This is a genomic window from Cetobacterium sp. 2G large (assembly GCF_014250655.1).
GTDB lineage: Bacteria > Fusobacteriota > Fusobacteriia > Fusobacteriales > Fusobacteriaceae > Cetobacterium_A > Cetobacterium_A somerae.
The window spans coordinates 24,303-38,337 of sequence record NZ_JACHTH010000005.1 but is presented as its reverse complement, the minus strand read 5'-3'; the positions used below and the strand labels follow the sequence as shown (position 1 = coordinate 38,337).

Here is a 14,035-nt window from a genome sequence, read left to right as displayed (position 1 = left end):
AAAGATTGCATTAAATATGCAATCTTTTTTTTATAAATACAAGCCAACTTAAAATTCTTTTATTTTTTAAAAGAATCAATATTAAAAAATATGTAATCCCATATAATACAGGAATTATTAATAAAGTTATTAAATTTCCAAACTCTCTGATATATCCAATCTTTAAATAAATACCATAAGATATTATAACTCCTACAAAAACTGTTAAAACCCTGTCTTTTGTTAAAATTTTATAATCAACATATAATTTTTTCATTTTACCAATTTTAATTAATGCAACTATTACTTCAGTAATTAATGTTGCTAATGCTGCTCCATTTCTTAAATAAGCTGGAATTAAAAAATAGTTTAACCCTATATTTAAAAATACTCCAAATATAGAAATTATCAATATATCTTTTTCCAAATCATTTGGTAACATAACCTGTCCACCAATAAAAGTACCCAAAGCTAAAAAACCCAAACAAGGTGACATTATTATCATTGTTTCTATAGCTCCTTTAAAATCTGGTCCAGAAAATAAAAGTGTAAACTCTCTAGCTAAAAGCATCATAAGTAAGGTAGCCGGAACTCCAACTATAAAACAATAATCTATAAAAATATCCATATTTTTATAGATATTTTCTTTCTCTTTTCTTTTTATAGCTCCAATTATTCTTGGAGATAATACTGTTCCTAAAGTCAAAATTACTGGTAAAACCATTTTATACATCTTAACAGCTGCTGTATACAATCCAACTTCAATATCATTTATCATAATTCCTAGCATTGTTGTATCAATACTTCCATATATACCAATTGTAAAAATATATAGAAAAATTATAAACATGCTATTCGTATGCCTTTTAAAATTTAAATCTTTAAAGTAAAAATATTTCCTTACACTAATAACATCTATAACTCTTGCTAGTACTTCTGGAACAACTAATAGCAAAGCATATAAATAATAATCATTCGGTGTTTTTATAAAATAAAATAAAAATCCTAATGATAAAATTCTAATTGTAAATGATCTTATTAATCTTCTTTTATGATTTTCCATAACAATGAAAAAATGATTTATATGAAAACACTCAAACAAAACTTGAATTGCAAAAATATAAAATATTAATTTTTCTTGATAAAATTTTCCATATAATTGAACTGTAACCAATAAAAGAATTAAAGATCCTATACTGCTTAAAATTGTCATTATAAATAACTCTGTGAATATTTTTTTAAATTCAAGCCAATCGCCTATTCCTTTAGCTTTAGATAACTCTTTTATTCCATAATTTGGAGCACCTAATACTGAAAGTATTAAAAAATAAGCTACAACGCCTTGCACAAAATACACTTTTCCTAAATATTCTGGCATTAACACCCTAGAAATATAAGGAAATGTTATTATTGGAAATATAGTATTACTTATTATTAGTAAAACATTGTAAAGATAATTTTTAGAAACTGACATTTGACATCTTCCTTTTTATGATTCTTTTGGATTATAAAAAATATATCCTATTGTAAATACGGCTAATATCATTTGATACCACAATAATGGTATTATATCAAATGGAGAAACTTTTCCTCCAGCAAAGCTTAACATTATAAGCATTTGAGCTCCATAAGGGATTGCTCCTTGGGCAATACATGAAAATATATCTAAAACAGAGGCACTCTTTTTAGGATCTACTCCATATCTATCAGATATTTTCTTAGCTATTGGTCCATTTATAATAATAGCCACAGTATTGTTAGCTACAGCCATATCTGTTAATGTTACTAATAAAGCCATTCCCATTTGGGCACTTTTAACCCCTTTTATTCTTTTTTCAATTGTACTCATTATCCAATCTACACCACCAGCCTTAGTTACTAATGATGCTAATCCACCTGTTAAAAGAGATAATAAAAATATCTCTGTCATTCCAGTAAATCCATTATAAATCTCTTTTGCATATCCTAACCAAGTAAAATCACCATAGAATAATCCTATAGCTCCTGATAGTACTATTCCAGCCGTTAAAACAACAAAAACATTTATCCCAATTAAAGAAAGTGTTAAAACAAATATGTATGGTAAAACTTTTACTATATTAAAAGCATATACTCCAGTTTCAGGAGCTATTTCAGGCTTTCCAAAAACTATTAATAGTAATAGTGTTAAAATTGCTGCTGGTGCTGCTATTTTGATATTTACTCTAAACTTATCTTTCATTTCAACACCTTGAGTTCTTGTTGCAGCAATTGTCGTATCAGAAATTATCGAAAGATTATCTCCAAACATTGCTCCACCCATTAAAGCAGCCAAAACTAATGGCATTGAAACTCCACTTTTTTCTGCTAATCCTACTGCTATTGGAGCTAAAGATACAATTGAACCTACTGATGTTCCTGTAGCCGTTGAAATAAACCCTGCAATTACAAATAATCCTGGAGCTATATAATGTGATGGAACATAAGTTAATCCTAAATTTACTGTCGAATCAACTCCACCCATAGATTTTGAAACAATTGCAAACCCACCAGCTAAAAGATATATTATGCACATTGTTATAATATCTTGGTGTCCACATCCCTCTAAAAAAGTTTCAAATTTCTCTTTTATACTACCTTTAAACAGTAAAAATGCTACAATTATTCCAGGAAAAATAGCAACTGGAGCTGGTAATTGATAAAAAGCTAACTCTACGCCCATAGAATCTAAAATAATTCCACTTCCTAAATAAAATCCAATGAAAACTAAAAAAGGAATTAATCCCTTAAAGCTTCCTTTTGTTTTTGTATTCATTTTTTACCCCCTTTTATTTTTTTATACATTTTTATGAGTATACATTATTTTTTATATTTTATCAAATTTTTAGTAAAAAAAAGTTCCAGTATAACTGGAACTTTTTTATATAACTATTACCCTCTTATTTCAGCAACAGTTTTAATTTTATAATTTTTAAATATGATTGACCCTACATATCCTGTTGCGATACCAGCTACAGCACATAATCCAGCTGTAATTAATACCTCTTTAGCAGGATTGAATCCAAACATTACTGCGAAACCAGCGATTGGTGTTGCTGTTCCAGTAGCATTATTAATTAATCCGAAGTAGTTAACGATCATACCAGCTATTCCTCCACCAATAAAGTTAGTAGTAAATACTGGAATTGGGTTTGCAGAAATTATATCTGCTTGAGTTAATGGCTCGATAGCAACTGCTATTGTTGTTGATCTATCTCCAAACTTCATTCTATCAAAGAATACAAAGTTCATGAATGATGAAGCCATTACTGCTAATGCTCCTATTGCCATTGGTAAACCAGTTAATCCTAACATTGCTGTTAAAGCCATTGAACTTATTGGAGCTGTAGCAACTACTGTTATAACTCCTCCTAAGATAAATGCCATTACATACGGACTAGCTGATTGTGCCGCAATAATTATATCTCCAATTGTTTGTAAAGCAAATGTAACTCCAGGAGAAACAAACTGAGCTATTCCTCTTCCTAAAGGTGCTGCTAAACAAATAATTACAATTAAATCTAAACCATCAGGTATTTTTTCCTCTAACTTAGGAATGATAAATGACATTACATATCCGGCGATAAATCCAGGGATGATTCCCATTCCTCCACAAACTACACCTAATAAAACTGCATAAACAGGGCTTACTCCTAAAGCTAATGGTACTAAAATTGCTGCTGCAACTCCTCCCATTGATCCTGCTGAGGCTCCAACCTCTCCTAAAAACTTAATTCCTAAAAGATCTCCACCAACATATAATTGGAAAGCTTCTACTAGGAAACTTGCTGTTGCTGCTCCTGCTAGAGCACCCATAGCTTTCATTCCTCTTGGTGCTTTTAAGCTAAATCCAGTAAAGAATGCTAAAACCAATAATAATAACACTGTACCTTTTAATAATTCCATTTTCCCTCTTTCCTTCGACATGCTTGTTAAAAAAATAACAATACGTCAATTTTAACTTTTTTTCTCACAGAATTAATTATACTCTACACTTTACAAAAAGTAAAGTATTTTTTTAAATTTTATGTTTATTTTTAAGACATTTCAACACACGTTTAACACATTTAATGTATACTTTACATTATTTTACTTTTTAACTTTGTTAACTCTACATTTTTTTATGAAAAAATGTGATTTTATTCACAAAACTATTTTTTACAACTCCCACAAATTAGTATTTTCTAGGTTGTTTATATAATAATTTTATGTTAAAATTTAACTATCTAAATTTAATTGGGAGGTATTTATAATGAAGAAAGTTATCAACACTAGTAAAGCTCCTGCAGCTATTGGTCCTTACTCACAAGCAATTGAAGTAAATGGAACTTTATATGTTTCTGGACAAATTCCATTTGTTCCTGAGACTATGACTGTTATATCAGATGATGTTAAAGAGCAAACTAGACAATCATTAGAAAATGTTAAAGCTATTTTAGAAGAAGCTGGATATTCATTAAAAGATGTTGTTAAAGCTGGAGTTTTCATTAAAGATATGAACGATTTTGCTTCTATTAATGAAGTTTATGCTGAGTATTTAGGAGAGGTTAAACCTGCTAGAGCATGTGTTGAGGTTGCTAGATTACCTAGAGATGTTAAGGTTGAAATCGAAGTTATCGCTGTAAAATAATAAAAGATGAGGATATCCTCATCTTTTTTTTACAAATTCTGAATATTGATTTTTATAGCTGAGAATTTACATTTATCATAGCACAATTGACACCCTATACACTTAGACTGATCAATTTTATGTTTTTGCTTAACTTCTCCCTCTATACATTTAACTGGACAAACTCTAGCACATGCTGTACATCCAATACATTTTTCTTCAATTATTTCTGCTTTTTTTATCTCTTTAACTTCACTATTTATAGCTTTAGTTGGACACTTTACAGCACACAATCCACACTCTACACATTTTTCCGGATCTATTCTTGCAACATTATTTTTTATTTCAATTGCATCTACTGGACAAGCTTTCTGGCAAAGTCCACAAGCTATACATGCTACTGTACAAGCTTTTCTAGCAACTACACCTTTATCTCTTGACATACAATTAACTGTTACTCTTTTATTCATTGGTAACATCTCTATTAATCTTTTTGGGCATGTTGAAACACACTTTTTGCATGATACACATTTCTCTTCATCTATATTCACAATTCCTTTTTCAGTAACTGTTATTGCATTTACTGGACAAACCTTAACACAATCTCCATATCCTAAGCAACCGTATTTACAAGATTTATCTCCACCTGCATATAGATTTATTGCAGAACAAGTTGTTAATTCACCTTCAAACTCATATGTCTTTGTTGTTTTAGTACAATCTCCTTGACATAGTAGCTTTGCTACCATTTTAGGTCCTGATAAGTCAACAGTCGCTCCCATAACTTTTGCTATTTCTGCTGCAACTGCTGGTCCTCCTGGTGAACATGCTGTCATTTCTGCTCCATTTAGAGCAATTGCTTCTGCGTAACCAGAACATCCTGGGTATCCACATGCTCCACAGTTTATTCCAGGAAGTATTCCTTGAATAGCTTCTACTTTTTCATCAACCTTCACTTCAAACTTCTTAGAAGCATAGGCTAAAAATAGTCCCATTGCTAACCCTGTTCCTCCTAACGATAAAACAGGAAATAATATTGATTCCATTAACCTACCTCCAATCTATATTTGCATTCCGCTGAATCCCATAAAAGCCATTGCTAAAAGTCCTGCTGAAATAAATGCTATAGGAACTCCTTTAAATGGTCCTGGAATAGCTGCATATTCTATTCTTTCTCTTATTCCTGCTAATAAAACTAGAGCTAATGTAAATCCAATTGCTACTGCTGCTCCATTTATAACAGACTCAATAAAGTTATACTCTTGTTGAATATTTAAAATAGCAATACCTAACACAGCACAGTTTGTTGTTATTAGTGGTAGAAAAACTCCCAAAGCTTTATATAAATTCGGTGAAGTCTTTTGAATTGCCATCTCTACAAATTGTACTAACGAAGCTATTATTAATATAAAAGCTATTGTTTGTAAATACTCTAATTGTAACGGTACTAATAAATAGTTATAAATTGTCCATGTTACTCCTGAAGCTAGTGACATAACAAATGTTACTGCCATACCCATTCCAATTGATGATTCAACTTTTTTAGAAACTCCCATAAATGGACAAATTCCTAAAAATTTAGCAAATATTATATTTTGAATAAAAATTGCTGTTATTATTAAACTAAATATTTTTGCAAAATCCATTTTTTATTTCACCCCACTCTTTCTAGCTTTAATATAGTTCTGAGTAGCGATTATAAATCCTATTGTTATAAACGCACCAGGTGCTAATATAAATATTAAAGCTGGTGTAAATGAAGCTGGTGTTACAGATATTCCAAAAGCTGTTCCATTTCCTAATATCTCTCTAATTGTTCCTAAAAGAGTTAGAGCTAATGTAAATCCTAATCCCGCTCCAATTCCATCTAATATTGATTTAAATACAGTATTCTTTGAAGCAAAACTTTCAGCTCTACCAAGTACAATACAGTTAACAACAATCAGAGGAATAAATAATCCTAAAACTTTATATAAATCTGGTAAATATGCTTTCATAACCATCTCAACTATAGTAACTAATGATGCTATTACCATTATGAATGCTGGAATTCTAACTTTATCAGGAATAAAGCTTTTTATCATTGATATTAACATATTTGAAAAAACAATTACTGACATTGTTGCAAGTCCCATTGCCATACCATTTATTGATGATGATGTAACTCCTAGTGTTGGACATAATCCAAGTAAAAGTACAAATACTGGATTTTCTTTTATTATTCCATTTAATAATATCTCTTTATTTGATTTTGCCATTATTTTTTATTCACCCCACTATTAAAACTATTTAGAGCTCTTTTAATTCCTGTATAAACAGCATTTGGTGATATTGTAGCTCCTGCAAAGCCATCTGCTGATTTATTAAATTCATAAGAAGCATCTTTTCCAATAGCTTTCTTTTGCCACTCTGGATCTAATATTTTTGATCCTAGCCCAGGTGTTTCCTGACTTCCTATTATGTTTAATCCAGTTACTCTTCCTCTTCTATCAATTCCTAATACAAAATCTATATTAGCAGCATAACCTGGCTGAGAAATTGTTACTACATATCCAACAGGCTTTCCATTTGATCCATTTCCAGGGATAAATTCTAGTTCATCTACTTTTACTATTGCATTCTCATCAAATGATTCAGCTTTTGGCAAAACCATTATTCTTGCTGCATTTACTGCTGCTTTTTCGTTTTCTTTTATAACTTTTTGTGTTGCACCGTTAACTACAGATAAAATTCCAGCAGAGATTGACGCTATTAGTGTTAAAACAATACCATAATGTACAAATCTATTTCTTTCCATTATTTTACCTCCCCAAATTTTTTAGGGCTTGTATATCTATTAATTAAAGGTACAAATCCATTCATTATAAGAATTGAATAAGCAACTCCCTCTGGATAACCACCTTTAAATCTAATTAATGATACTAAAACTCCTATACCAAAAGCAAAAATAGCTCTTCCTTTTGGTGTATGAGGTGATGTTACCATATCTGTTGCCATAAAGAATGCTCCTAAAAATAATCCTCCTGAGAAGATATGTAAAAATGGATCTGCTCCAGCTATAAGAGAAGCTGCAAATACTGTTCCAATCATTATTGCTGGTACTTTCCAATCTATTTGCTTTTTATAGATTAAATATGCCCCACCTAGAAGAAGAGCTAAAACAGATGTTTCTCCTAAACATCCACCCATTCTACCTATAAATGTATTTAAATAAAGATTTCCACTTTCTATTAAGGCATTATCTGTTGGTAACCCTCTTTTCATTGCATCTAAAAGAGTAGCTCCTCCAACATCATCATACATAAATGTTGTTATTGCAACTGGCCAAGATGCTTGAACAAATGCTCTTCCAACTAAAGCCGGATTGAATATGTTATGCCCTAATCCACCAAATACCATTTTTCCAAGAGCTATTGATACTACAGCTCCAACTATAACATATACTAAAGACATATATGGTGGTATTACAAAAGCATATAAAATTCCTGTTATAATAGCACTTCCATCAAAAATTTGTACATCTTGTTTCATTAATTTTTGACATACAAACTCAGTTACCATACAAGATAAAATAGATACCGCTGTTACTACTATTGCTCTAATTCCAAAAAAATAGCACGCTGCTAAAAGTGCTGGAAGTAATGCTATAATTACATCATACATTACATCATCAACAGTTTCCTTAGTTCTGATATGAGGCGATGGCCCCATTTTTAAAATTTTTGCCACTTTTTTCCTCCTACTTTTTCATTGTTCTAAGTTTAGCTTTTCCAATTTTTATTGCTTCTGTTAGTGGTCTATTAGCTGGACATATATAAGCACAAGAACCACACTCAATACAATCCATCAAATGGTATTTTGCCATCTCTTCCCATTGCGAAAACTCTGCTAATCTAGCATACATTATTGGTTCTAATGACATTGGACATGCATCAACACATTTTCCACAACCTATACAAGCTTTCGGCTTACAATAGTTTGTTTCTTGTTTCGTTAAAGCTAGCAATCCTGAAGTTCCTTTTATAACAGGCACCTCTAAAGTTAATTGAGCCATACCCATCATAGGTCCACCCATAACTATTTTTTCTACTATTTCTTCTTTATATCCACAATTTTCTAAAAGCATTGATATAGGTGTTCCTATAACAGCTTTTAAATTTTTAGGTTGCTCTATCCCTTTTCCAGTAACAGTTACAACTTTATCTATTAAAGGTAATCCATTTACAATAGCATCATATATCGCTGCTGCTGTCGTTGTATTGTTAACAACTACACCAACTGCTGAAGGTAGCTTTCCTGATGGTACCTCTTTGTTCAATATAGCTTTTATTAATGATTTTTCTCCACCTTGTGGATACATTGTCTTCAGTGGCATAACTTCTATATTTGTTCCTTGGCAAGCTTTTCTCATAGCTTCTATTGCTTCTGGCTTATTATCTTCAATTCCAATAACAGCACTATCTACATTTAATATATGTTTCATTATTTTTATACCTTCTATAACTTTTGAAGGCTCTTCAATCATAACTCTATTGTCAGAGTTTAAATATGGCTCACACTCAGCTCCATTTAGTAATAATACCTCTATTTTTACATCTGCTGGTGGATTTAATTTTACGTGTGTTGGGAAAGCTGCTCCTCCAAGACCTACAATTCCTTTAGATCTTATTACTTTTAACAACTCTTCTTTAGTTGAATTTTTCCACTCAGGCAGTTTTTCAAGAGTTGTCCACTCTTCTTGCTCATCATTTTCAATTACAATTGTTTGTACATTCCCCATTAATGGAAATGGTAAATTTTCAATTTTTTTTACCGTACCACTTACTGATGCATGTACAGGAACTGATAAAAAAGCTTCTGAGTCAGCTATTATTTGTCCCTTTAAAACTCTTTCTCCAATCTCTACGCAAGGCGTTAAAGGAACCCCTATGTGCTGAAGAAGTGGGATGAAAACCATTTTTGGTGCTGCTAAAATCTCTACAGCTTGATTTTCTGTTTGGATCTTATTTTCAGGTGGATGTACTCCCCCTTTGAATCCGAAGAATTTCATAAAAATATTCCCTCCTTTGTAGTTAACAAACTATATTCCATTGTTAGAATAACATATTTATTTATATTTAACAACTTTTTTGAGCTATTTTTTTGCTTTTTTGTGTTACTTTTTGTTATATTTCTGCATGATTTTGTCTATTTGAGTGTTTTTCAATACATCATCTAATAAAGAAATCACACTTAAAAACATAGGATTTACAACCTCTGACTCCTCTTTTGTAAACCTACCTAAAACAAAATTAATATTTTCATCTTTATTTTTTGCTTTTCCTATTCCACATTTTACTCTCATAAAGTCCTGTCCTAAGTGTGATATTATAGATTTTATTCCATTGTGACCACCAGCACTTCCGTTCATTTTTACTCTTAATTTTCCTAAAGGTAAATCCATATCATCATAAACAACAACTAAATCTTCCACTGGATCTATTTTATAAAATTTAACAACCTGAACTATTGAGTTACCACTTAAATTCATATATGTTTGAGGTTTTAATAAAATTACTTTTTCTCCATTCACTGTTTTTTCTGTTAATAATCCTTGAAATTTTTCTTTAAATGGATTGAATCCATTTTTTTCTGCAAACTCATCAATTATATCAAATCCAACATTATGTCTTGTTCTTTCATACTCTTTTCCAGGATTTCCTAATCCAACTATTAACTTCATCTTTCCTCCTAAATTATAACTATAAAGAAAGAGAGAATCTAAGATTCTCTCTTTCAAAAGGTTTTATTAGCAATTCCCATCAAATTGGTATTTTGCAAGTCCTCCTAGAGAAGTTTCTTTGTACTCCTCTTTTAAGTCTCTTCCTGTTTCTCCCATAGTTTTTACAACTTGGTCAAAAGAAATGCTGTGCTTTCCATCTGTATATAAAGCATACTGTGCTGCATCTAAAGCTCTTACTGCTGCTGCTGCGTTTCTTTCTATACAAGGTATTTGAACATATCCTCCAACTGGGTCACAAGTTAATCCTAAGTGGTGCTCTAGTGCCATTTCTGCTGCATATTCGATTTGCTCTAATGATCCACCTAATATGAAACATGCCATTGCTGCTGCCATCGCACAAGCTGATCCAACTTCTGCTTGACATCCACCCTCTGCTCCTGATATTGTAGCATTTTCTTTTATAATGTTACCTATTAGTCCAGCTATAGCAAGACCTTTTAATACTTCTTCATTTGTTAAGTTGTACTCCTCTTTTAAGGCGTACATTAACCCAGGAATTACTCCTGCAGCTCCACAAGTAGGGGCAGTAACAACTCTACCTCCTCCTCCATTCTCTTCAGATACAGCTAGTGTGTAAGCAAATATTCTTCCAACAAATCCACCTCTAGATTTATCGTTTCTTGCTTTTCTATAGAACGATTGAGCTCTTCTTTGTAATCTTATTGTTCCTGGTAAAATTCCATTTTTAGAAAGTCCTGATTGAACTGAAGCTTCTAAAGCTGTTCTTATTTGATCTAAGAAATACCAAATTGATTCCCCTTCATTTTCAGTAACAAATTCCCATAATTCTTTTTTATTTTTTTCACACCATGACATAATTTCAGCCATTGTTCCAAAAGAATAAACTCTTGATCCACCCTGTCTTTGTTGTCCTTCTTCCATTATAGTTCCTCCACCAACAGAGAATACTAACCAAGAATTTAACTCGTTTCCTTCATTATCTAAAGCGATAAACTTCATACCGTTAGTGTGATACGGATGAACATACTCTGGCATCCATACTATTTCTGTAGATTTAGGCTTTAACGTTTCTATTATTATATAGTCTGTTAAGTGCCCTTTTCCTGTTAATGCAAGTGATCCGTATAACTCTACTTTATAACTTGCTGCATTTGGGTTTTCTGCCTTAAATCTTTTTGCCGCTCTCTCTGGCCCCATTGTATGAGAGCTTGATGGTCCATTTCCAACCTTAAATAATTCTCTTAGTGAATCCATTTTTCCTCCTGAACTTTTAATTAAAAATTTTACTGTCTAATCTCTCCATTATAATTTTTAGCTATTAATTTTAAGATTTTATCAACAGTTATATTGATATCGCTTTCCTCAAGAGTTCCATCCTTCTTTCTTAAAACGATGCTTATAGCAACTGATTTTTTGTCAGCTTCTATTTTCTCTCCTTGGTAAACGTCAAATATAGCAACACTCTCAATTAGATTTGATGACTTTTTGATGTCTTCTAACATCTTTCCAACTAGTACATCTCTGTCTAAAACAACTGCTAAGTCTCTAGTAACTTCAGGATATTTTACAATTCTCTCATATTTAACTTTTTTGGCTCTATAATTTAATAGAGTTGTTAAATCAAGTTCAGCTACGTATGCTCTCTCTCTTTTAATGTCCATATTTTCCGCTAACTCTGGGTGAATTTCTCCAAAAGTTCCTATTTTAACTTTTCCTATTCTTATATCAGCACTTCTTCCTGGATGGAAGTTGTTATCCTCTGATCTATCTAATTGGTATCTAGTTACTCCCATGTACTCTAAGAATTTTTCAACAAATCCTTTTAAAGTATAGAAGTCCATTGCTTCTGGCTTTGGATCCCATAATGTTTTAAAAGTTTTTCCTGCAAGAGCTATTGAAGCTCTTAATGTTTCATTTGCTAATCCATCCTCTTTTGGAGTAAATACTCTTGATACCTCGAAGAATCTTAAACCATTTTGATTTCTATTTAAGTTATCTCTTACATTTGATAATAAACTATAAATTAATGTTGGTCTCATAACTGCCATATCATCACTAATCGGATTTGTTATTTCCAATGTAGGTTCTGTTATTCCTAACATTTTTATAGCATCTTTTGAAATGAAACTATAGTTTATTACTTCTTGTAATCCTAATTTTGCTAATATTTCTTTAGCTTCGTCAACAACAACTGTCATTGAATCTTTAACTCCAGGTCTTATGTTTTCTTCTGGCATCTTATTTTCTATATTATCAAAACCATACATTCTTATTATTTCTTCATAAAGATCTGCTGTTCTAGTCAAATCTCCTCTATAAGATGGTGGTGTTGCTATTATTGTTGTAGAGTTTAATGTTTTTATATTTATACCTAAATTAGTAAGTATCTTTCCTACTACATCAATCTCTATATTTTTTCCCATGAATTTTCTTAATTTTTCAATATTTAAAGGAATTTCTATTTTTTCATATTTTTCAATATATTTATCGATACATCCCTCTAAAACTTCTCCACCTGTTAGTTGAGAAATTAAATCTGCTGCTCTTTCTAAAACTTCAGCAGTATTTTCTATATCTAATCCTCTTTCAAATCTATAAGAAGAATCACTTGATAAGCCTAATTCTTTAGATGTTTTTCTTATGTTTTCTGGAGTAAAGTATGCACACTCTAAGAAAATTTCAGTAGTTTCTTCTGTTACTTTACTTGATTCTCCACCCATTATTCCAGCTATTCCTAAAGGTTTTTCAGCATCTGCAATAATAAGTTCGCCTTTATTTAGCTCTCTTTCAACACCATCTAGTGTAACTATTTTTTCACCATTTAGCGATTTTCTAACAATTATTTTTCTATCGTTGATTTTTGTTAAATCATAAGCATGTAAAGGTTGATTACATTCAAATAAAATATAATTTGTTGCATCTACTACATTATTTATTGGCTTTAATCCCATTGAGATTAATCTATTTTTTAACCACTCTGGAGACTCTTGCACCTTTATATTTTTTATAACTTTTCCTGAGAATCTTTTACATCTCTCTTTATCTTCAATTCTTACATCTATATGTCCAGTATTTATACTCTCTATTATCTTTTTAGATTCAAACTCAGGACATTTTATTTTTCTTCCATAATAAGCAGCTATTTCTCTAGCTATTCCTATATAAGATAAACAATCTGGTCTATTTGGTGTTATTTCTAGTTCAAAAATTACATCATTTAATTTTTTATAAACTCTGTACTCTACACCTAATGGAGCATCTTCTGGAAGTATTATAATTCCATCTCCATCATTTCCAAGTCCAAGCTCTACCTCAGAACAAAGCATCCCTTGAGACTCTACACCTCTTATTTTACTTTTCTTTATTTTAAAGTCTCCTGGTAAAACTGCTCCAATAGTTGCTACAACAACTTTATCTCCTAGTTTATGATTTGGAGCACCACATACTATTTGTAGCTCCTCCTCTTCACCTATATTAACTTTTAAAAGTGTTAATTTTTCAGCTTCAGGATGTTTCCCATACTCTGTTATCTGTCCAATAACTACTTTTGCTAATTCTTTTCCTTGCTCCTCTATAGCTTCAACCTCTTGACCAATCATAGTCAACGTGTTTTCTAGCTCTTTTATGTCCTCTTTTATATCGACATATTGCTTCAACCAATCCAACGAAATTAACATTATATGCCT

The 14,035-nt window shown here is 31.3% G+C and carries 13 protein-coding genes; 1 reads left to right on the top strand and 12 read right to left on the bottom strand.

Going from position 1 to position 14,035, the window contains the following annotated elements:
* Window positions 1-10: 10 nt before the first annotated feature.
* The 3 genes from H5J23_RS02865 to H5J23_RS02855 all read right to left on the bottom strand — a co-directional run bounded on the left by H5J23_RS02865 (window position 11) and on the right by H5J23_RS02855 (window position 3,903).
* On the bottom strand, window positions 11-1,453 hold the full coding sequence (locus tag H5J23_RS02865; protein WP_185890934.1) for a flippase: 1,443 nt from the start codon (window positions 1,451-1,453) through the stop codon (window positions 11-13).
* A 15-nt stretch (window positions 1,454-1,468) separates the two neighbouring features.
* The gene (locus tag H5J23_RS02860; RefSeq protein WP_023050797.1) at window positions 1,469-2,773 is read right to left on the bottom strand and encodes a Na+/H+ antiporter NhaC family protein; all 1,305 of its coding nucleotides are present in this window, start codon (window positions 2,771-2,773) and stop codon (window positions 1,469-1,471) included.
* A 116-nt stretch (window positions 2,774-2,889) separates the two neighbouring features.
* A complete protein-coding gene (locus tag H5J23_RS02855; RefSeq protein WP_040407270.1) occupies window positions 2,890-3,903 on the bottom strand; it encodes a PTS sugar transporter subunit IIC in 1,014 nt (337 codons plus the stop codon).
* Between the two features lie 346 nt (window positions 3,904-4,249).
* Here H5J23_RS02855 and H5J23_RS02850 point away from each other — a divergent pair, with 346 nt between their 5' ends.
* Window positions 4,250-4,627 carry a RidA family protein gene (locus tag H5J23_RS02850; protein ID WP_023050795.1) on the top strand — a complete coding sequence of 126 codons (378 nt, stop codon included), beginning with the start codon at window positions 4,250-4,252 and terminating at the stop codon, window positions 4,625-4,627.
* 29 nt (window positions 4,628-4,656) lie between these two features.
* Here the strand turns inward: H5J23_RS02850 and H5J23_RS02845 are convergent, their stop codons facing one another.
* From H5J23_RS02845 to pheT, 9 genes are all read right to left on the bottom strand, one after another.
* The gene (locus H5J23_RS02845) at window positions 4,657-5,652 is read right to left on the bottom strand and encodes an RnfABCDGE type electron transport complex subunit B (protein WP_023050794.1); all 996 of its coding nucleotides are present in this window, start codon (window positions 5,650-5,652) and stop codon (window positions 4,657-4,659) included.
* 15 nt (window positions 5,653-5,667) lie between these two features.
* Window positions 5,668-6,252 carry an electron transport complex subunit RsxA gene (rsxA, locus tag H5J23_RS02840; protein WP_023050793.1) on the bottom strand — a complete coding sequence of 195 codons (585 nt, stop codon included), beginning with the start codon at window positions 6,250-6,252 and terminating at the stop codon, window positions 5,668-5,670.
* 3 nt (window positions 6,253-6,255) lie between these two features.
* Window positions 6,256-6,864, bottom strand: coding sequence for an RnfABCDGE type electron transport complex subunit E (locus tag H5J23_RS02835; RefSeq protein WP_023050792.1), 609 nt, complete (start codon window positions 6,862-6,864; stop codon window positions 6,256-6,258).
* Window positions 6,864-7,403, bottom strand: a complete 540-nt coding sequence (locus H5J23_RS02830; RefSeq protein WP_023050791.1) for an RnfABCDGE type electron transport complex subunit G — start codon at window positions 7,401-7,403, stop codon at window positions 6,864-6,866. Before H5J23_RS02830 ends, H5J23_RS02835 begins: the two co-directional genes overlap by 1 nt.
* Window positions 7,403-8,335, bottom strand: coding sequence for an RnfABCDGE type electron transport complex subunit D (locus H5J23_RS02825; protein WP_023050790.1), 933 nt, complete (start codon window positions 8,333-8,335; stop codon window positions 7,403-7,405). The genes H5J23_RS02830 and H5J23_RS02825 overlap by 1 nt, the downstream gene beginning before the upstream one ends.
* A 10-nt stretch (window positions 8,336-8,345) precedes the next feature.
* Complete coding sequence (gene rsxC / locus H5J23_RS02820; RefSeq protein ID WP_185890932.1) at window positions 8,346-9,656, bottom strand: electron transport complex subunit RsxC; 1,311 nt, start codon at window positions 9,654-9,656, stop codon at window positions 8,346-8,348.
* Between the two features lie 105 nt (window positions 9,657-9,761).
* The gene (gene pth, locus H5J23_RS02815) at window positions 9,762-10,328 is read right to left on the bottom strand and encodes an aminoacyl-tRNA hydrolase (protein WP_023050788.1); all 567 of its coding nucleotides are present in this window, start codon (window positions 10,326-10,328) and stop codon (window positions 9,762-9,764) included.
* Between the two features lie 66 nt (window positions 10,329-10,394).
* Complete coding sequence (locus H5J23_RS02810) at window positions 10,395-11,603, bottom strand: L-serine ammonia-lyase (protein ID WP_023050787.1); 1,209 nt, start codon at window positions 11,601-11,603, stop codon at window positions 10,395-10,397.
* 29 nt (window positions 11,604-11,632) lie between these two features.
* Window positions 11,633-14,026: a phenylalanine--tRNA ligase subunit beta gene (gene pheT, locus H5J23_RS02805; RefSeq protein ID WP_185890930.1), complete on the bottom strand. Its 2,394-nt coding sequence runs from the start codon at window positions 14,024-14,026 to the stop codon at window positions 11,633-11,635.
* Window positions 14,027-14,035: the final 9 nt, after the last annotated feature.